We start from the raw sequence: 18,830 nt of genomic DNA, 5'->3' as shown, positions 1-18,830 counted from the left end.
ATTTCAAACGGCTTGTTGCGGGGGTTGTGCGGTTTTCCTGCGCCCCGCTGAAGCTCCATATGGAGCAATTCATTTCCGGCAAAAGATTACGCTTTATTAACCTTTTGTGATGGCACCCCATTTGGGGTGGCCGCCGCCAGCTGCTTATCTTGGCTTGCCGCATTGAGCCAAGGTGGCTGTGCGGGTATGCTTTGCCGCAACCATGCCTGCGGGGCAGGGGCGCAGTCGATACGGCACTCGCCCGCGCGGGCATTTGATACCAACACAGTCGCATCTGGGGTTAATATGAGTCTTGATATGCAAGAGTGGCGCGAAGAGACCACCGCCATCGTCAACGAGTTGCTGGCCGATGGCAGCAACCCGGATCTGGAATACGAGATTGAGCACCACTTTGCCTGCCAGGATTTCGATCTGCTGGAGAAGGCGGCGGTCGACCTGTTCAAGGCCGGTTTCGAAGTGACCGATGCCGAAGAGATGGAGCTGGATGATGGCGCCACCATCTTCTGCTTCGACGCCACCACCGAGTGCAAGCTGGACATCGAGACCATAGTCGCGGACATCGCCAAGATGCTGCCCATCCTCGAAAAATACGGCGTGGATTACGACGGCTGGGGCACCTACTTCCAGGAGTAAGGGCGCCAGCTCATGCACGCGTTGCAAAAACAACAAGGCCACCCTCGGGTGGCCTTGTTGTTGCTGGCTTACAGCTCCGGCAGCTGGTAACTGCGGGCAAATTCGGCGGGGGGCAGGGGACGGCTGAACAGGTAGCCCTGCAGCCGATCGCAGCCGGCCTGCACCAGCCACGCTTGCTGCTCCTGCGTCTCCACCCCTTCGGCGGTGATCTTGATGCCGAGCTCGTGGCCCAGCCCGATGACGGAGCGCACGATGGCGGTGGTCGCCTGGTTGGTAGCCAGTCCCTGGGTGAAGCTGCGGTCCAGCTTGAGGGTGGCCACCTGCAGTCTGGGCAGATAGGCGAGCGAGCAGTAACCGGTGCCGAAGTCGTCGATGGCGAGCTGAAAGCCGGCCTCGATCAGGTTGGCCAGGTTGCTCTCAATCTCGTCGGCATTCTCCATCAGCACCCCTTCGGTGATCTCCAGCTCCAGCTGCCAGGGGGCGAGCCCGTGACGTTCGATGCAGGCGAAGATCTGCGGGCAGAGCTCGGGGTCGCGAAATTGCAGCGGCGACAGGTTGATGGAGAGCACCAGATCCGGCGCCGCCACCTGCCAGTGGGCCAGCTGGGCACAGCCCTGCTCCAGCATGTGGCTGCCGAGCAGGCCGATGAGCCCCAGCTCTTCCGCGAGCGGGATGAACTCGTCCGGCGAGATCATGCCGAGCTCGGGGTGGGGCCAGCGGCAGAGCAGCTCGGCCCCGTGCAGCTGGCTGGTGCGGGTGCTGATGATGGGCTGGTAGACGGCGGTCAGCTGGCCAGACTTGATGGCCAGCGGCAACTGGGCGGCGATCAGCTGGCGGCGCTTGAGCTTGGCATCGAGTTCGGGATCGAACAGGGTGCAGTGCTGCTGCTGGCGCTTGCCCTGGGCCAGCGCGGCTTCGGCGTGGCTCAGCAGGCGCTCGGCGTCGTTGGCCTTGCCGTGGGCGATGCCGAGGAACACCGGGATCTGGATCCTGTGCTCTTCCACCTGGTAGGGTACCATCAGTGCCCCCTGCAGGCGGCGGCTCCAGCTGGTCAGCGGCTCGCTCAGCTCGGGCAGCAGCATGGCAAAGTCGTCGGCGGCGACCCGGCACACCAGCGACTGGGGCGGGGCCAGCTGTTGCAGGCGGCGGGCCACCTGATTGAGCAGCCGGTCGGCGACCCGGATGCCGAAGCGGTCGTTGATCTCGCGAAAGTGCTGCAAATCGACCAGCACCAGGCTCGCCTTGCGTGCGCCGAGATGGCGGCTGGTCTGCAGAAAATGGGAGAGCTTGAGCAGGCCGGTCAGGCTGTCGTAGTGCTGCTCCTGCTGCAGCTGGGCCTGGGTGGTGCGCAGCCCGGTGATGTCGCGGCTCAGGGTGAGGATGCCGAGGGAGTTGCCCTCATCGTCCGGCACATCGACCCGGGTCACTTCCAGATGGCGGCCCTGGCCGTTGGCGTCCACCAGGCAGTATTCACCGCGTCCCATCGGCAGCTCGGTGGATAGACGGTGGGCGACCCGCTGGCCGAGCGCCTCGCTCGCCACCATGCCCATGAAGTCGAGAAAGGCCTGGTTGCAGTCGATCAGCAGCCCCTGGTGGTCTTCCAGCCGGATCGGATCCGGGATGGCGTCCAGCAGGCGGCGCTGCAGCAGCTGCTGCTGGCGGAAGGTCTGCTCCAGCTCCTTGCGCTGGCCAATTTCATTGACCATGCCAAACAGGGCCACCGGTTTGCCGTGCGTGTCGTAGAGCGGGATCTTGTGGATCTCCATCCAGCTGGTGGCATCACCGCTGCTGCAGTGCAACTGCTGATAGAGCAGCGGTTTGCCTTCCGCCAGCAGGCGCAGATCCTCTTCCCGAAAGATGTCGCCCCAGGGCATGTCGGCATCGGTCTTGCCGATGAGATCCGCCGGTTGCGACAGGCCCGCCTGCTCCGTGAAGGCGCGGTTGGCAAACAGGTAGCGCCCATCCGTATCCCGGCAGAAGATATTCATGGGTAGCTGGTCGATGATCTGCTGCAGCAGGGGCAGGGTGAGCAAGGAGTTCACACAGACACTCACGGGGGAAATTTCGAGCAAATCTATGATAGCAGGCTGGTTTTGTAAAGCTTGGGTTAAGGCTGACTCATTTCTGCCGATCCCTGCTGACAGTCTGTGTCGCTGACGCCATAATAGCCGCCGGTCGGCCGATGGCCGGATTATATGGATGAGAGAAGCAGCATGAAAAAGATTGTGGGAGTAGCACTGGCCCTGTTGATGGCCGGTTGTGCCAGCGACAACAATGGCGGCGAACAGTACCGCTATACCCCGCCGGTAGCCAAGGCGACCAACAACACCCAGGAGATGCAGATCCCGGTGGATCTGGTGTGGGCCCGTGCCGAGAAGTGGTTTGGCGATCACGGTCTTAACATCGAGAACAGCCAGCGCGGTTCCGGCCTGATGACCGCCAACGTCGAGAATTCGGCCGACGGTCTGGAGTGGCTGGATTGCGGTACCATGGGTTCCAAGGTCGCACTGGGCAACCCCAACCTGCAGATCAACCTGATCATCACCCAGAGCGGCAACAACAGCGTGGCGACCGTCAACGTCAAGGGCAACACCCAGCTCTACTTCGTCGAGTCCTCCGGCGAGCGGGTGCTGGCACCCTCCATCACCCCGGTGTGCGTCTCCCGCGGCAGCCTGGAACAGAGCCTGTTCTCCACCCTCGGCAATTAAGTCGCGCCGAGTGCCAGCAAAAACCCCGTTGCCTGCAACGGGGTTTTTGTTTGTGGGCCGTTAGCCGGGCAGGGCCGGCCAGCCCTGCTGGCGAAAGCGGCCTGGTGCCATCCCGCTCGACTGCTTGAATGCCTTGGCAAACGAGGCCTCCGACTGATAGCCGACCCGCTGTGCCACCTCGCCGAGGGGGAGCTGATCCGGGTGGCGCAGCAGCTCGGCCGCCCGCACCATCCGCACCCGCACCATGAACTCCCAGACGCTGCAGCCCAGCCGTTGGCGAAAGTGGCGAAAATAGGTGGCGCGGGACATGGCGGCCAGCGCCGCCAGTTCATCCACGCTCCAGGGGTGGGCCGGATCGGCCAGCATGGCCTGCAGCGAACGCCCCAGCCTGGGGTCCTGCAGGGCGCCGACCAGCCCGAGCGCCCCGTGCGGATCGCTGGCATGGGCGCGCAGCCCCATGGCCAGCAGCACCTGACTGAGGGCCGTCAGCACCGCCCCCGAGCCCTGCTGCTCGCGCAGCAGCTCCTGGTGGATCAGGCTGAGCACCAGGCTCAGCGCCTGTTGCGACTCGCTGGCGAGCAGCGGGATGCAGAGCGGGCTGGGCAGGGCATCCAGCAACAGCGGCCGCAGCGGCCCCTGATAGCGGTACTCGCCGCACAGAAACTCCACCTGATCGCCGCCATCGCCCCTTAGCGGCAGCAGCCCGTCGCCCGGCTCGGCCAGGGTCAGGGCATCGCCTTCGCGCCAGATGGTATGGGGCTCGCCACCGGGCAGCAGCAGCAGATCGCCCGGCCGCAGGACCACGTCATCGCCCTGCGCCGTGCTGACCCGGATCTCTCCTTTCATCAGCAGGTGAAACGGCATCACCCCGGCCGGGCTCTGCTCATGGGGCAGTCTGAAACCGCCGCGATAGAGGCAGCGCACGTCGAACGTGCCCTGGATGCCGGCCTGGCTGATCAGCTGGTCTATCTGGTTCATGATTCTATTTGACTGTTATTTGCGTCTTTAAAGTATTAAACGACTCACATCTCGATGCAATACTGGCTTCATCGAGCAGGCAAGGGCCTGTTCTGCCAAACCGGAGAGTCAAGATGCAAGACTGGGATCAATACCGTAAACAGTTGATGGGCCGCGTCATGGAGCTGGGCACCTTGAGCCCGGATACCCTCAAGGGCTATCAGCAGCTGTCGGCCGCCGGCAGCAAGAGCGGCGTGCTCGATGGCAAGACCCGCGAGCTCATCTCGCTGGCGGTGGCCGTCACGACCCGCTGCGATGGGTGCATCGCCGTCCATGCCGATGCCGCCCTCAAGCAGGGTGCCAGCCGGGCGGAGATCGCCGATGCACTGGGCGTCGCCGTTGCCATGAATGCCGGGGCCGCCATGGTCTATTCCGCCCGGGTGCTGGATGCCATCGATCGTTGAGGTTGTGCGGGGCCGGCTGCGGCCGGCCTCTGAGGAGTAAGGATGTTGATATTCAATCGCTTGCTGGCCGTGCTCGCGGGTGGTGATCGTCTGGGCGCGACCCTCTGCCGCATTGCCGTCGGGGTCGTGTTCATCTGGATCGGGCTCTTGAAGTTCATCCCCTACGAGGCGGACAGCATCACCCCTTTCGTGGCCAACAGTCCCTTCATGTCGTTCTTCTATGAACATCCGGACCAGTATCGTCAGCACCTCAATCACGAAGGGGAGCTGGTGCCGGAAAACCGGGCCTGGCACGAGCAGAACAACACCTATGGCTACTCCCATGGCCTGGGTGTGGTGGAACTGGTGTTCGCCCTGCTGATCCTGGCCAATTTCCGCTTTCCCCTGCTGGGATTGATCGGGGCCCTGATGGCGTTTTTGACCCCCTTCGTCACCTTCAGCTTTCTGGTGTTCACGCCGGAAACCTGGGTGCCGGCGCTGGGCGATGCCCACCACGGTTTCCCCTATCTGTCGGGAGCGGGGCGGCTGGTGCTGAAGGACATCATGATGCTGGCGTGTGGTTACATCGCCATGGTGGATTCGGCCAGAACCCTGCTGGCCAGACGTGGATGAGTGACCCTGCCTGCCGTTTGCCGCACCCTCTCGGGTGCGGCTTTTTTATGGGGCGCGAGGCATGCATAAAAAAGCCCCCGGCGGGGCCGGGGGCTTGCAGAAGGTTGCCGCGTTAGCGGGCGACGTCGCCGTGAAACAGCGTCTGCTCGCCGGCTTTGAGCACATAGCCCTTCCAGGGGAAGAGGGCATAGCCGCCGCCTTGCCACGACCAGTTGCCTTCCACCCCCTGGCGGGTGAGCAAGTGCTGCTTGCCGCTTGGCAGGGTCAGCTCGGCCTGGCTCTGATCAGCGTTGAACAGCACGAAGGCGCTGCTGGTCTGGCCGGCATCGGTCGGGTTGAGCCGGATGCCCTGCTCGAACAGCCGCACGCACTGCTTGGTCAGCGCCGACCACTGATAGCCCGCACTGCCGATGCAGCCGTGGCTGTCGCGATCACTGCCAACCAGATGTTGTTCCGGGGTACTGCAGGCCGCCAGCAACAGGGAGGCGGCCATCAGGGTCAGGGTGCGCATGCTTACTCCTTGGCGTCCCGCTCGATGACGATGTTGGAGAAGCCCAGCTCCTTGAAGTAGTTCTCCCGGTAATCCTTCACGCTCTTCTTGTCGCGCCGGCACACCTGGGCCAGCTGCTCTTCCATGGCGTGGAAGCTGGCCAGGTTGATCCCCTCGGCAGCGGCAATGGCATCGTAGATGCTGTTGAACTTGTCGTTGGCGTAGCCAATCTCTTTGGTTTTTTTGCCGTAGGTGTAGGTAATCTTGAACGCCATGGCGTTATTCCTTTGATTTGGCCTGCTTGCGCTGGACGTACAGATAGAGGCTCTCGACCTTCTCTCTGGCCCAGGGGGTCTTGCGCAAGAACTTCAGGCTGGACTTGATGCTGGGGTTATCGGTGAAGCAACGGATATTGATCTGCTGCCCCAGCTCTTCCCAGCCATAGTGCGCGACCAAGGCGGTGACGATGGCTTCCAGCGTCAGCCCGTGCAGCGGGTTGTTCTTCTGCGAGGAGACGGGCTGCTCGCTCATGCCTGCGCCGCCAGCTTGGCAAAGGGCTGACCCATGCGGGTGGTGACCCCGTTGGCCAGATGAGGCTCGAAACCGGCCAGCATGCCCGGGCCAAACAGACAGACCACGGTACTGCCCAGTTTGAATAGACCCATCTCGGCACCTTTTTGCAGGGTGATGGCCTCGTCGCCGCTGTAATCCCAGCGCACGACGCGCTTCTCTTTGGTCGGCGCTATGTTGCCGGCCCAGATGGTCTCGATGCTGGCTACGATAGTGGCACCGACCAGCACCAACGCCATGGGGCCGTGGGGGGTGCGGAAAGTGGCGACCACCCGCTCGTTGCGGGCAAACAGGTTGGGCACGTTCTCGGCGGTGAGCGGGTTGACGGAGAAGAGATCCCCCGGCACGAACACCATGCTCTCCAGCACGCCGTCCAGCGGCATGTGGATGCGGTGGTAATCCTTGGGTGCCAGGTAGATGGTGGCGAAGTCGCCATCCTTGAACGGTGCCACCAGATCCTCATAACCGCCCAGCAGCTCACGGGCGCTGTAGTCGTGGCCCTTGGCCTGGATGATGCGGCCCTGCTGGATGGGGCCGAGCTGGCTGACGGTGCCATCCACCGGCAGCGCCAGGGTCATGGCATCCTCGACCAGGGGGCGGATCCCAGGCTTGAGTTCACGGGTGAAGAATTCGTTGAAGCTCTTGTAGTGGGCCGGACTCTCGTGCAGCGCCTCGCTCATGTCGACCTGGTACTGCTTGATAAAGGCCTCGATCACCCTGGTGGTGAGGTTGCCTGCTTCGGCAGCCGCTAGTTTGCCGACCAGGCGAGAGAGGGCGTGTTTGGGCAGACAGTATTGACCGGCAATTTTCAGGTTGTCAGTAATGCTCATGTTCATCATCAAGGTAGGTTGAATAGGGTCACAGCCGCGCCTGTTGGCGACCGTGACGGGCTTCCTGCATGGTTTCCAGGATGCGGTGATAGTTGTGGAAGCGATCGGCGCTGATGGCGCCACTGTCGACGGCGGCCCGCAGGGCGCAGCCGGGATCGTCCTTGTGGGTGCAGTCGCGGAACTTGCAGCCACCCAGGTAGTCGCGAAACTCGATGAAGCACCAGGTGATGCGGTCGGCTTCCAGATGCCAGAGGGCGAACTCGCGGATCCCGGGGGAGTCGATCAGATCGCCGCCGCTCGGGAAGTGATAGAGTCGCGCCGTGGTAGTGGTGTGCTGGCCGAGCCCCGAGTTCTCGGAGATCTCGCCGGTGAGCACATCCAGCCCCGGCATCAGGGCATTGGTGAGTGACGACTTGCCGACCCCGGACTGGCCGACGAAGATGCTGATCTTGTCGGTCAGGGCGGCTTTCAGCTCATCGAGCCCTTCGCCGCTCTCGCAGCTTACCAGCAACACCTCGTAACCGAGCTTGCGGTAGGTTTCGAGCTGGCGCTCGATACGGGCACGGGCCGCGTCATCGAGCATGTCGACCTTGTTCAGCACGATCAGGGGGCGGATCTCCACATCTTCGGCGGCCACCAGATAGCGGTCGACGATGTTGGTGGAGAACTCGGGCATCACCGCCGAGACGATGATGATCTGGTCGATGTTGGCGGCGATGGGTTTGACCCCGTCGTAGAAGTCCGGCCGGGTCAGCACCGAGTGACGCGGATGCACCGCCTCGATGACGCCGGCAGTCGCGGCATTGAGGCCGGGACGCCACACCACCTTGTCGCCGCACACCAGGCTGCTGATGCTGCTGCGCCGCAGGTTGCTGCGGTGGATGGCACCATCGCTTGCCTCGACGTCTGCGTGCTGACCAAAACGGCTGATCACCACCCCTTCGATGGCCGGGCCAAACAGGGTGTCATCCACGACCGTGGTGTGCTCTTTTTGCAGCCGCCGCTCGCGGTTGGCCTGGACGCGCCTTTGTTGACCCAGATTGAGTTTTGCTTTCTTTGCCACTCGATTCGCCAGTTTATGAACAGATCCAAAGCCAGTATGATACATGCAAATTGGCAAAATTCCGCCATTCCTCCCAATAGAGAGAGCAATCATGACAGTCAGCGCGCAGAACCTGGTATGGATCGACATGGAGATGACGGGTCTGGACCCCGAACAGAATGTGGTACTGGAGATCGCCACCATCGTCACCGACAAGGACCTGAACGTGCTGGCCGAAGGGCCGGTCATCGCCATTCACCAGAGCGACGAAGAGCTGGCCAAGATGGACGACTGGAACGTCAACACCCATACCAACAGCGGTCTGGTGGCCCGGGTCAAGGCGAGCCAGCATGACGAGGCGCAAGCCGTCGCCGAGACCCTCGACTTCATTCGCCAGTGGGTGCCGGAGCGTACCAGCCCGTTGTGCGGCAACAGCATCGGCCAGGATCGTCGCTTCATGGTCAAGCACATGAGCGATCTGGAAGCCTTTTTCCACTATCGCAACGTCGACGTCAGCACCATCAAGGAGCTGGTACGCCGCTGGCAGCCGGCGCTGCTGGATCAGTTCAAGAAGAGCGGTACTCATCAGGCGCTGGACGACATCCGCGAATCCATTGCCGAACTGCAGTTTTACCGCAGCCACGTCTTCAAGATCTGAGTCTGCGGCAAGGGCTTGTGCTCTCCCGGTTGCTAAAATCGACAGTTCGACCAGCTTTTGAGCGAACGCGCGCAACCAGACAAAAAAGCCCTTGCAATTGGAATGTCTGCTCTTATAATTCGGCTCCCGTACAGTAGCGCAAGCAACCAAATGCTGTACGGCCGTTTTAAGGTAGTTGCGGGAATAGCTCAGTTGGTAGAGCACGACCTTGCCAAGGTCGGGGTCGCGAGTTCGAGTCTCGTTTCCCGCTCCAAAAAGTTTGCTGATGATGTTCCGATGCGGGAATAGCTCAGTTGGTAGAGCACGACCTTGCCAAGGTCGGGGTCGCGAGTTCGAGTCTCGTTTCCCGCTCCAATCATCAGCACAGCCTCAAGACAACCTAATGTTGCGGGAATAGCTCAGTTGGTAGAGCACGACCTTGCCAAGGTCGGGGTCGCGAGTTCGAGTCTCGTTTCCCGCTCCAAAAATTTGTAAGTGATATTCCGATGCGGGAATAGCTCAGTTGGTAGAGCACGACCTTGCCAAGGTCGGGGTCGCGAGTTCGAGTCTCGTTTCCCGCTCCAATCACTTGCAGATGACATCCTGTTGCGGGAATAGCTCAGTTGGTAGAGCACGACCTTGCCAAGGTCGGGGTCGCGAGTTCGAGTCTCGTTTCCCGCTCCAAAAATTTGTAAGTGACATTCCGTTGCGGGAATAGCTCAGTTGGTAGAGCACGACCTTGCCAAGGTCGGGGTCGCGAGTTCGAGTCTCGTTTCCCGCTCCAATCACTTGCAAATGACATCCTGTTGCGGGAATAGCTCAGTTGGTAGAGCACGACCTTGCCAAGGTCGGGGTCGCGAGTTCGAGTCTCGTTTCCCGCTCCAATCTCTCTTCAAATTCAATCTCTTTCCCCCCCAAGCTCACGAATCCAGTTTCTCAATACAATCGCTGCCATATTCAGTTGGTAGAGCATGATCCGCGCTTGCCAAGGCTGGGGTCGCGAGTTCGAGTCTCGTTTCCCGCTCCAATCTCTCTTCGAAGTCCTCATCATCCCTTTGAATTGCACATCACATCGCGCCGAGATGATGTGTCGTATCCGGCGTTCAGCCAGATCATGCCCATGTCTTCTGTGCCTGCGTGGTACACAGGTGCTGGGGAGGTCTGTGGTTATAGGCAAGCTTATGATTGTCGGGAGGAGAGGTGCTGGGCAGGCTTATGAGCGTGGCGGGGAAGGGGAAATGGTGGGCAAAAAAATAGGAGGGCCGATGGCTCCTCCTACAGGCTCACTGGCGTGGCTTAGAGCAGGGTAACGTTCTCAGCCTGAGGGCCTTTTTTGCCCTGGGTCACAGTGAACTGGACTTTTTGACCTTCAGCCAGGGTCTTGAAACCGGCACTCTGGATGGAGGAGAAGTGAACGAAAACGTCCGGTCCCTGGGATTGCTCGATGAAGCCAAAACCCTTGGTCTCATTGAACCATTTTACTTGGCCGGTGCGAATGTCAGACATGTGGTAAGTCCTATCTATAACAAAATGAAACTAAGCCTTGTTGGGCAGCATTTGCCTAGAAATCAGGGGTTGAAGCATGACTGACCACGTCAATTTGTCCCAGTAGCATGTAGAACAATCCCTGTCTAAAGCACAAACGATTGTACGTGAGCGCGATCCCTTGTCAATTTGGCACTTTTCATTTTTTGAGCAAGCTAAAAATATTGTGAACTCAGCGGCTTATTTCATGGATTCAGGTCAAAAAAACGGGAGGCACCAGGCCTCCCGTTGTTTCATTCCTTGAGGGCGAATCCTTCACCCTGTCGGTCGTAGCGGTAGATGGCCTGACCATAGGAGCGGATCTCGACCCGCTGGATGCGGCGGGTGTCATCGATCAGGATGAACACGGCCCGGCCCGATTGCAGGCGGGTCAGCGGCCGATCAGGCCCTTCGATGGCGATCAGGCGGCTCAGCTCTGCGCCCGGCAGCTCGAACTTGCGGAAGATGGAGTAGAGGGTCTCGCCGGCTTGCACGTCGTGCTGCAGCCAGGTGCCATCCACCTTCTCTTCGACCGGTTTGGCAGCAGCCGGTGCACTGCCTGCGGCGCCATTGCCGACGGTGAGGGCCTGCGCCGGTACGGCTATGGGGACCGCCAGCGAACCGGACGGTGCGGCTTTGGGCGCGGGGACAGCCGGCTCCCAGGCCAGCACCAGCAACCAGAGCGGGATCAGGATCAGCAGTCCTATGGTGTGCTTGCGCGGCAGCGGGCTCGCCAGCTTGAACTTGCCTGTTTTGGCTTCCTGGCCGCGTTGGCCAAGCCCGCTCATGCCCTGGCCGATGCGTTGACGCAGGGGCAGGGTGGCGGCATTGATACGATGGAGCAGGGATCCTTGTGATTCGTCTTGGCGACGCTGCTGGGCTCGTCTGTTGTGGCCACGGGGGCGACGGTCCGGGGTGGGCACGGCATTTACCTCTCACTACATTGCCTGCCATCAGGCAAATTCGTGCCTATGGTAAACGGACTCGCCCCCGAGGGGGAGAGTCCTGAGGTGGAAAATTATCAGCTGAGACGAAATTGTCCCAGTAATTGCTGTAAACGCTCGGCCGCCTGGCGCAACGCCTGGCTGGCTTTGGCCGTTTCGGTCGCATCCAGTGCGATGTCGTTGGCCAGTGCGTTGGTTTTTGACAGGTTGCCGGAGACGGTCTCGGAAACCGAGCTTTGCTCTTCGGCGGCGGAGGCGATCTGGTAGGTCATGTCGTTGATGGTGGAGATGGCCTGATAGATGCTGCCGAGCGCCTCTTCCGCCAGATCCGCCTCGCCCACTGCCTGATGGGTCAGCTGCTGGCTCTGGTTGATGGCATTGACCGCGTTGGCCGAGCTGTGGCGGATCTTCTCGATCAGCTCCTGGGTATTCTGCACCGCCTGCTGGGTGTTGCCCGCCAGCTTGCGTACCTCGTCGGCCACCACCGCAAAGCCGCGGCCCTGCTCGCCGGCCCGGGCCGCCTCGATGGCGGCGTTGAGCGCCAGCAGGTTGGTCTGATCGGCGATCCCCTGAATGACGGTGAGGATGCTGGTGATCTGCTCGCTGTCGTGGGCCAGCCCCTCGACCACCTCGGCCCCCTTGCCGGCCTCGGCGGCCACCTTGTGCATCGACTGGATCACCTGCTGGAAGCGTACCTTGCCCTGATCTGCCGCCCCCTGGGCCTGCTTGGCCGAGTCGGCGGTGTTGTTGGCGTGGGTGGCTACCTCCTGGCTGACGTAGGACATCTCCTGCACCGCGGTCAGCATCTGCTCCATCTCCGCCTGGTGGTGCTGCAGGTTGGTATCGGTCTGGCCGGCGATGCGATCGGTGTCGCCGGCGTGACGGTTGACCTCGCTGGCGGTCTTGAGCACATCCCCCAGCAGCACCTGCAGCTTGTCGATGAAGCGGTTGATGCCCTTGGCCAAGTCCCCCAATTCATCGCGGGACTGGGTATTGAGCCGCTTGGTGAGATCCCCCTCGCCATCGGCGATGTCATCCACCAGGCTGACCATCTGGCGGATGGGGCCGGTGATGCTGCGGGCAATGACCAGCATGGTGGCCAGCGCTAGCACCAGCACGACGACAGCGCCCACCAGTTGCTGGGTCATGGCGGCTCGGTTCATGTCGCTCAGCTGGGCTTCCAGCTGGTCGGCCCCGGCCAGCACCACCTTGTAGGGCAGGGTGACGATGATGGCCCAGTTGCGGCTCATGCCTGGCACCGCGATGGGCACCGAGATACGGAACGCATCGGTGAGCTCCTGGCGCTGCACCTCGGGTTTGAGGTACTGCTGCCAGCCGTTGCCAAGCAGCTTGTCGGCGCGGCTGCCGAGCAGGCTGGCATCGCCGCTGGTGCCGGTGATGACGCCGGCGGCGCTGACGATCAGGGTCTCGCCCTTGCCGTCATAGATGTTGCTGTTGAGGGACTGGGCCTGACGGCTGATGGAGTCCACCGCCAGATCGAGCGCGGCGATCCCCTTGAACTGGCCGCCCACCATGATGGGGGTGGTGATGGTGCTTACCAGCACCTGCTGGCCGTTGATGTCCACCTTGAAGGGGTCGATCAGGCAGGAGCGTCCCTCCCGTTTCGGGCAGGCATAGTAGTCGTTGGCCGGATTGCCAAACTCATCCGGATCGCTCTTCTCGATGGAGAGCAGCAGGTCGGTGCCGATGCTCTCCTTGTCGCGATAGAAATAGGGCACGAAGCGCCCCTTGCTGTCACTGCCCAGCGCCGTCTGGCCGGCGAAGCTGGCATCCTGGCCGTCGAAACCGTTGGGTTCGAAGCCGGCGAAGGCGCCGTAGAGCTGGGGTTCGAGGGCGAGCTGGGCCTTGAGCAGATCGGTGGCCTGCTGGCGATCCAGCGGCAGCTTGCCCTCCTGCTGCAGGGCGAGGGCGCTGGCCATCTGCTGGGTATAGGAGAGCCCCTTTTGCAGCAGCTGGGTGATGGTGGCGGCCTCGGCACGGGCGTTGGCGCTGACCTTCTGCCATGCCTCCTGCTGCAGGGCGGCGCGGCTGGAGCTGATGGTCAGCTTCTGGGTCTGTTGACCCGAGTACTGGTTGAGCAGGATCAGGATGACCAGGGCGGCGGTCATGGCGATCCCGGCCATCACCAGAATGCGATTCTGGATAGAACGGAACTGCATCGTCTCTTCCTTGTTGGTGAGCGTTATTTGGATATCGGCCGGAGGAGGCAGCTCTCCAACACTTGTCATAGCAAAACGGAAACCGGGATTTTGTTTTGCGATCCCCTTCAAATATCAGGCGGCAAGCGGCCGGGACGCCTGTTCAACCCCCTACTTTTGCCCGCTGCGGCTGCATGGTTTTCCCATCCGTCATTGTCGGTGCTAAAATGCGACGGTTTTTTTAACGAATTGGCCCAAGGCCCTCTACACAAGGCTTAAAGATGAAAGTCAAAACCCGTTTTGCTCCCAGCCCGACCGGCTTTTTGCATGTCGGCGGTGCCCGTACCGCACTCTATTCCTGGTTGTTTGCAAAGAATCAGGGCGGTGAGTTCGTGCTGCGTATCGAGGATACCGACCTGGAACGTTCCACTCAGGAGGCGATCGACGCCATCATTGAGGGCATGGAATGGCTGGAGCTGAACTGGGATGAGGGCCCCTACTACCAGACCAAGCGCTTCGATCGCTACAACGGGCTGATCGACGAGATGCTGGCCGACGGTCGTGCCTACAAGTGCTACTGCTCCAAAGAGCGGCTGGAAGCGCTGCGCGAAGGCCAGATGGCCAACGGCGAGAAGCCCCGCTATGACGGCAAGTGCCGTGACCATGCCCACGATCACCCGGCCGATGCGCCGCACGTGATTCGCTTCCGCAACCCGACCGAAGGCTCCGTAGTGTTCGATGACCACGTCCGTGGCCGCATCGAGTTCGCCAACACCGAGCTCGATGATCTGATCATTCGCCGTACCGATGGCGCGCCGACCTACAACTTCTGTGTGGTGGTCGATGACTGGGACATGGAGATCACCCACGTGGTGCGTGGCGAAGACCACATCAACAACACCCCGCGCCAGATCAACATCTACAAGGCGCTGAACGCGCCGGTGCCGGAGTTTGCCCACGTCTCCATGATCCTGGGTGACGACGGTGCCAAGCTCTCCAAGCGCCACGGTGCGGTCTCCGTGATGCAGTACCGCGATGACGGTTACCTGCCGGAAGCGCTGTTGAACTATCTGGTGCGTCTGGGCTGGTCCCACGGCGATCAGGAGATCTTCAGTCTGGAAGAGATGATCAAGCTGTTCAGCCTGGATGCCATCTCCAAGTCCGCCTCCGCCTTCAACACCGACAAGCTGCTGTGGCTGAACAACCACTACATGCGCAGCCTGGATCCGGCCTATGTGGCCAAGCATCTGGCCTGGCACATGGCCGATCAGAAGATCGACACCAGCAAGGGCCCGGCCCTGGCTGATGTGGTGACCCTGCTGGCCGAGCGCTGCAACACCCTGGTCGAGATGGCCGCCCAGAGCCGCTACCTGTTCGAAGAGTACGAAGCGATTGACGAAGCGGCTGCCAAGAAGCACCTGCGCGGCGTGGCTGCCGAGCCGCTGACCCTGGCCAAGGCCAAGCTGGCTGCCCTGGATAGCTGGACCACCGAAGCGCTGCATGAGCTGATTGAAGCGACCGCCGCCGAGCTGGGTCAGGGTATGGGCAAGGTCGGCATGCCGCTGCGCGTGGCGGTCACCGGTCTGGGTCAGTCCCCCGGCATCGACGCCGTGATGGCGCTGGTGGGCAAGGAGCGGGTACTCGCTCGTATCGACCGCGCTCTGGCGTACATCGAAGCGCGCATGGCCGCCGAATAAGCGCCAGCCAGTGCTTGAGAAAGGGCTCCCGTACGGGGGCCCTTTGTTTTTGGCCAAAGGCCGGTTTTGTGACATAAAACAGCGAGATAGCTGTGTCATTGCCGGTTAAATCGGCTAACTGCTTGAATTTTGACTAAACGCGCGAATAGGCGTTATTTTGGGGTTGACAGCAAAGCGGTCGGTGCCTATCATGCGCCTCCGTTGCCGGAGATAACTTTGGTAGCGCCGAGGTGAGTTGGGGTTATAGCTCAGCTGGGAGAGCGCTTGCATGGCATGCAAGAGGTCCGCGGTTCGATCCCGCGTAGCTCCACCAAATTCTCCTCGAACAATCTGGAATCCAAGGGGTTATAGCTCAGCTGGGAGAGCGCTTGCATGGCATGCAAGAGGTCCGCGGTTCGATCCCGCGTAGCTCCACCAGGTTCCTGATTGAAATGAAGTACCCAGGGCAGTGCGGTGTGTATCACCCAGGCCGACCTTTGTGGGGTTATAGCTCAGCTGGGAGAGCGCTTGCATGGCATGCAAGAGGTCCGCGGTTCGATCCCGCGTAGCTCCACCATTATTTAGGATGAATGGCCGCCAGAACCATTCATTCAGTGCCGAATTTGGGGTTATAGCTCAGCTGGGAGAGCGCTTGCATGGCATGCAAGAGGTCCGCGGTTCGATCCCGCGTAGCTCCACCAAATTCAGAGTGATTCAGCGTCACTCACACACATCGGGGTTATAGCTCAGCTGGGAGAGCGCTTGCATGGCATGCAAGAGGTCCGCGGTTCGATCCCGCGTAGCTCCACCATCTTTCGTAATGAAAGTAGAAAAGGCCACCGCACTGCGGTGGCCTTTTTGTTTTGCGCTCCGTTCACCGGTCGTGCCAGCCGGCCGATAAAAAGCCCGCATCGCTGCGGGCTTTTGGTTTGATGGCGATGGGTCATCAGCCGTGGCGACGACGCCAGGCCAGCGGCAGCAGCGCCAGCAGCAGAGCGCCCATGGCACCACCACCGCCGTTGCTCTCCTCTTTCAGCTTGAGGTCGACGATGATGGGATCGTGGTCGGAGGCGCTGAACGGATTGTCCGACTTGATCATGTCGCCGGTGAAGTCCCGGCCGTACTCGAACAGGTTGCTCTCGAACGAGTTGATGTGCCAGTCGGCCACGGCGATCACCTTGCCGGCCAGCGCCGGGTTGGCGAGGGCATAGTCCAGGGTGCCGAGCTCGGCCTCGTAGCTGTAGGAGATGGCCTTCTCCTTGTTGAACTTGACGTTCATGTCCACCAGGCCGTAGCTCTTGGCCACTTCGCTACCGGTCTGCTCAAAGACCTGGTCGCCGAGGAAGGTCTGGGAGGCGGAGACTATCTTGCGCTGACCGTCGGTCGGCACATAGTCGGTCAGCACCCGGATCGCATCTTCCCGGGCGTAGGAGTTGAAGTCGCCCACCAGCAGCACCTGGCCGGGCAGCTTGCTCACCGCCTCGCCCAGCACCTTGGCGGCGCTGACCCGGAACTCGGTGCACTTGCCCTGCAGATCGGCCGGCTCCTTGCCGTCCAGGTTCTCCAGGCAGCCTGAACCCTTGGACTTCAGGTGGTTGACCACCAGGGTCAGCGGATCCTTGCTGCCTTCAACGGTGAAGGTCTGTACCAGGGAGTCACGCTGGGAGGCCTGTTTCTCGACCCCTTTGGCATCCAGATACTTTTGCACCGGCAGGGTGATGACGTTGGCGTCCCCTTGCGGTGCCAGCTTGGCCGGCCGGTAGATCATGGCCACCATGATGGCGTCGCCACCGAAGTAGTGCTCGCCCTGCAGCAGCGCCTTGGGCAGGGTGACGAAGGCGTACTGCTTGTCCGCCTCTTTCTGCTGGGCGTTGAGAGCCAGTACCAAGTCGCTGATGGCTGAGTGGCTGTCAAAGCCGTTGTTCTCCATCTCCATCAGGCCGAGCAGGTCGGCATCCATCTCGGTGATGGCGTTGACGATCTTGGCGCGCTGCTTCTGGAAATCTTCCAGGTTCTTGGCGCCGCGGTTGCAGCCCTTGGCGCTGTCCGCATCCGCCTGATCCTTGCACAGTACGTTGAGGGCACCGCCCACGCTGGAGTGGCTGGTGAAGTAGTTGAGCACGTTGAAGCTGCCGACGCGCAGATCGGTGCCGTCGGCACGGGCCGGGGTGCTCTGGCGGTCGTTGTCGCTGGTGCGCAGCAGATCGCCGGCGGTGATCTCCTGATCCTGCGGCACGATCAGCCGGTACTCGTTGTAGCTGTAGCCCACCATGGCGTCCAGGTTGACCGGGGCATCGCCGATGCGCAGGTAACCCTGCTCCGGCTCCCAGGCCGGCAGCCAGGGCAGTTTACCGTCGGCGGCCTTGAAGTCCGATTCGAGGAACACCCGGTTGCCGGCGTTGGCCTTGGCCAGCGCCTTGGCGGCCTTGCTGTCGGCATCGTGCAGCTGGGTCGGTTTCATCAGCGGTGCCTGGTGGGAGAGCACCAGGTTGTTGCGCCGGGCGGCGTAGTCATAGCTGAAGTTGCGGCTGATTTTGAGCGCGCTGTCGGCGTCGAGCCGTACCCGCATCCCTTCGTGGCGCTCCAGCGCCCGGGCCAGGGTCTCGTTTTCCAGCACCCGCAGCGGGATGGCGGCCGGGACCGCCCCCTGGGCGACGACCTGCAGGCGCGGGGCGCCGCTGTCAAACACCGGCTTGAGCTGGGTGTGGTTGTAATACTCTTCGACCTTGGCCTCCAGGCAGACTTCGGCACCCGGCTTGATGTCCGGGTACTTGCTGGCGAAGTTCTTGTCGTTCAGGAAGACGAAGATGCCGTCCGAGGTCTGGGGATTGCCGTCGCCCTGCACATCCAGCAGGTAGAACCCCTTGTTGAGGCTCTCGCCAAGACCAGAGACCACCGCCTTGACCATGACGCTCTGGGGGCTTTCGAACTTGTCGGCGGGAATGAGCGGGCTCTTGTCGCCGCTGCCCTGAATGACCGGGATCGGGGTGAGGGCACTGTCGGCCGGGCAGCTGAAGCCGGCGGCATAGACGGACGGAGAGGCGAGCGCAAGCCCCACGGCCAGCGACAGCAGGGTACGTGTTCCTTTCATAACTGTTCCTTTTTTATTTTTTGCCAGTGTTTCCATAGCCTTGGCGCATTGGCCAAGGGCGCGCATTGTCACATTTCTGGCATGTCATACCAGTGAGCCAACGCACATTACGGGGATACAAATGAGGGCAATGCCGGTTTTTTTGACTTGGCTAACAGTATGAAATTAATGACAAAACAGTTATTTCGTCACATCAGTGAAAATGTGATCTGGCTGGCATCCACATATTTTTCCTCGAGAATGAAGATTGAGACTCGGCTGGTTGATTCCTATACTCGGCTTGTTCCTCACGGAACCCAGGTAAAGGGCAAACCGGTCGAGATGCCGGGACGCAATGCCTCCGGTCTTCAGATCGTGCGATCCAGATAGCGGGGCTTCCCAGGGTGAGGGTGACGTTTGTGGCAGGTCCATTGCCAGTTGTCTGCGCCCATCACGCAGGTTGCGCTTGTTCTTTGCCTTGGTGACCAATGCCAAGACAAAACAAGGAAGATAA

The 18,830-nt window shown here is 61.3% G+C and carries 17 protein-coding genes, 12 tRNA genes and 1 riboswitch; of the genes, 18 read left to right on the top strand and 11 right to left on the bottom strand.

Annotated features, from left to right (window positions below; translation table 11 throughout):
* Positions 1-285 precede the first annotated feature (285 nt).
* Positions 286-633 (top strand): ribonuclease E inhibitor RraB, encoded by a 348-nt coding sequence (rraB, locus tag AHA_RS17545; RefSeq protein ID WP_076360509.1) that lies wholly within the window; start codon positions 286-288, stop codon positions 631-633.
* 68 nt (positions 634-701) lie between these two features.
* Here rraB and AHA_RS17540 read toward each other — a convergent pair whose 3' ends face one another.
* Positions 702-2,675: a sensor domain-containing protein gene (locus tag AHA_RS17540; RefSeq protein WP_011707220.1), complete on the bottom strand. Its 1,974-nt coding sequence runs from the start codon at positions 2,673-2,675 to the stop codon at positions 702-704.
* Between the two features lie 171 nt (positions 2,676-2,846).
* Here AHA_RS17540 and AHA_RS17535 point away from each other — a divergent pair, with 171 nt between their 5' ends.
* On the top strand, positions 2,847-3,341 hold the full coding sequence (locus tag AHA_RS17535; RefSeq protein ID WP_017410927.1) for a hypothetical protein: 495 nt from the start codon (positions 2,847-2,849) through the stop codon (positions 3,339-3,341).
* Between the two features lie 60 nt (positions 3,342-3,401).
* On the opposite strand, the gene AHA_RS17530 is transcribed toward AHA_RS17535, so the two are convergent.
* Positions 3,402-4,319, bottom strand: coding sequence for an AraC family transcriptional regulator (locus AHA_RS17530; RefSeq protein WP_077392361.1), 918 nt, complete (start codon positions 4,317-4,319; stop codon positions 3,402-3,404).
* A 113-nt stretch (positions 4,320-4,432) separates the two neighbouring features.
* Here AHA_RS17530 and AHA_RS17525 point away from each other — a divergent pair, with 113 nt between their 5' ends.
* Together AHA_RS17525 and rclC are read left to right on the top strand one after the other, a co-directional pair.
* Entirely contained in the window at positions 4,433-4,762 is a 330-nt protein-coding gene (locus AHA_RS17525) for a carboxymuconolactone decarboxylase family protein (protein WP_017410929.1), read from the top strand.
* Between the two features lie 42 nt (positions 4,763-4,804).
* Positions 4,805-5,374 (top strand): reactive chlorine resistance membrane protein RclC, encoded by a 570-nt coding sequence (gene rclC, locus AHA_RS17520; RefSeq protein ID WP_011707216.1) that lies wholly within the window; start codon positions 4,805-4,807, stop codon positions 5,372-5,374.
* Between the two features lie 112 nt (positions 5,375-5,486).
* Here the strand turns inward: rclC and AHA_RS17515 are convergent, their stop codons facing one another.
* From AHA_RS17515 to rsgA, 5 genes are read right to left on the bottom strand one after another with little or no spacing between them, the layout of a single operon-like run.
* Positions 5,487-5,885, bottom strand: a complete 399-nt coding sequence (locus AHA_RS17515) for a hypothetical protein (protein ID WP_011707215.1) — start codon at positions 5,883-5,885, stop codon at positions 5,487-5,489.
* A gap of 2 nt (positions 5,886-5,887) precedes the next feature.
* A complete protein-coding gene (locus AHA_RS17510) occupies positions 5,888-6,139 on the bottom strand; it encodes a DUF2960 domain-containing protein (RefSeq protein WP_011707214.1) in 252 nt (83 codons plus the stop codon).
* 4 nt (positions 6,140-6,143) lie between these two features.
* The gene (locus tag AHA_RS17505) at positions 6,144-6,395 is read right to left on the bottom strand and encodes a VF530 family protein (protein WP_011707213.1); all 252 of its coding nucleotides are present in this window, start codon (positions 6,393-6,395) and stop codon (positions 6,144-6,146) included.
* The gene (gene asd, locus AHA_RS17500) at positions 6,392-7,264 is read right to left on the bottom strand and encodes an archaetidylserine decarboxylase (protein WP_017410933.1); all 873 of its coding nucleotides are present in this window, start codon (positions 7,262-7,264) and stop codon (positions 6,392-6,394) included. Before asd ends, AHA_RS17505 begins: the two co-directional genes overlap by 4 nt.
* A gap of 28 nt (positions 7,265-7,292) precedes the next feature.
* Entirely contained in the window at positions 7,293-8,327 is a 1,035-nt protein-coding gene (gene rsgA, locus AHA_RS17495) for a small ribosomal subunit biogenesis GTPase RsgA (protein ID WP_165444139.1), read from the bottom strand.
* A 91-nt stretch (positions 8,328-8,418) separates the two neighbouring features.
* Here rsgA and orn point away from each other — a divergent pair, with 91 nt between their 5' ends.
* From orn to AHA_RS17455, 8 genes are all read left to right on the top strand, one after another.
* Entirely contained in the window at positions 8,419-8,964 is a 546-nt protein-coding gene (gene orn / locus AHA_RS17490; protein WP_011707210.1) for an oligoribonuclease, read from the top strand.
* A gap of 177 nt (positions 8,965-9,141) precedes the next feature.
* Positions 9,142-9,217 (top strand) — tRNA-Gly (locus AHA_RS17485).
* Positions 9,218-9,242: 25 nt separating this feature from the next.
* Positions 9,243-9,318 (top strand) — tRNA-Gly (locus AHA_RS17480).
* A gap of 33 nt (positions 9,319-9,351) precedes the next feature.
* Positions 9,352-9,427 (top strand) — tRNA-Gly (locus AHA_RS17475).
* A gap of 24 nt (positions 9,428-9,451) precedes the next feature.
* Positions 9,452-9,527, top strand: a tRNA-Gly gene (locus AHA_RS17470).
* Positions 9,528-9,551: 24 nt separating this feature from the next.
* Positions 9,552-9,627 (top strand) — tRNA-Gly (locus tag AHA_RS17465).
* Between the two features lie 24 nt (positions 9,628-9,651).
* Positions 9,652-9,727: transfer RNA gene (locus AHA_RS17460), tRNA-Gly, on the top strand.
* A gap of 24 nt (positions 9,728-9,751) precedes the next feature.
* Positions 9,752-9,827, top strand: a tRNA-Gly gene (locus AHA_RS17455).
* 412 nt (positions 9,828-10,239) lie between these two features.
* Here AHA_RS17455 and AHA_RS17450 read toward each other — a convergent pair.
* The 3 genes from AHA_RS17450 to AHA_RS17440 form a co-directional block, all read right to left on the bottom strand.
* Positions 10,240-10,449 carry a cold-shock protein gene (locus AHA_RS17450; protein ID WP_011707209.1) on the bottom strand — a complete coding sequence of 70 codons (210 nt, stop codon included), beginning with the start codon at positions 10,447-10,449 and terminating at the stop codon, positions 10,240-10,242.
* Positions 10,450-10,721: 272 nt separating this feature from the next.
* Complete coding sequence (locus tag AHA_RS17445; RefSeq protein WP_011707208.1) at positions 10,722-11,390, bottom strand: LysM-like peptidoglycan-binding domain-containing protein; 669 nt, start codon at positions 11,388-11,390, stop codon at positions 10,722-10,724.
* A 98-nt stretch (positions 11,391-11,488) separates the two neighbouring features.
* A complete protein-coding gene (locus AHA_RS17440) occupies positions 11,489-13,591 on the bottom strand; it encodes a methyl-accepting chemotaxis protein (protein WP_042067689.1) in 2,103 nt (700 codons plus the stop codon).
* Positions 13,592-13,851: 260 nt separating this feature from the next.
* Here AHA_RS17440 and gltX point away from each other — a divergent pair, with 260 nt between their 5' ends.
* The 6 genes from gltX (at position 13,852) to AHA_RS17410 (ending at position 16,057) form a co-directional block, all read left to right on the top strand.
* Positions 13,852-15,267: a glutamate--tRNA ligase gene (gene gltX / locus AHA_RS17435; protein WP_011707206.1), complete on the top strand. Its 1,416-nt coding sequence runs from the start codon at positions 13,852-13,854 to the stop codon at positions 15,265-15,267.
* Positions 15,268-15,504: 237 nt separating this feature from the next.
* Positions 15,505-15,580, top strand: a tRNA-Ala gene (locus AHA_RS17430).
* 28 nt (positions 15,581-15,608) lie between these two features.
* Positions 15,609-15,684 (top strand) — tRNA-Ala (locus AHA_RS17425).
* A gap of 63 nt (positions 15,685-15,747) precedes the next feature.
* Positions 15,748-15,823, top strand: a tRNA-Ala gene (locus AHA_RS17420).
* A gap of 48 nt (positions 15,824-15,871) precedes the next feature.
* Positions 15,872-15,947, top strand: a tRNA-Ala gene (locus AHA_RS17415).
* A gap of 34 nt (positions 15,948-15,981) precedes the next feature.
* Positions 15,982-16,057 (top strand) — tRNA-Ala (locus AHA_RS17410).
* Positions 16,058-16,192: 135 nt separating this feature from the next.
* Here AHA_RS17410 and AHA_RS17405 read toward each other — a convergent pair.
* Positions 16,193-18,337 (bottom strand): ExeM/NucH family extracellular endonuclease, encoded by a 2,145-nt coding sequence (locus AHA_RS17405; RefSeq protein ID WP_011707205.1) that lies wholly within the window; start codon positions 18,335-18,337, stop codon positions 16,193-16,195.
* A gap of 296 nt (positions 18,338-18,633) precedes the next feature.
* Positions 18,634-18,719, top strand: a riboswitch (cyclic di-GMP riboswitch).
* Positions 18,720-18,830 lie beyond the last annotated feature (111 nt).

This window comes from Aeromonas hydrophila subsp. hydrophila ATCC 7966, from assembly GCF_000014805.1.
Taxonomy (GTDB): domain Bacteria; phylum Pseudomonadota; class Gammaproteobacteria; order Enterobacterales; family Aeromonadaceae; genus Aeromonas; species Aeromonas hydrophila.
This window is presented reverse-complemented; position numbering and strand designations above follow the sequence as displayed.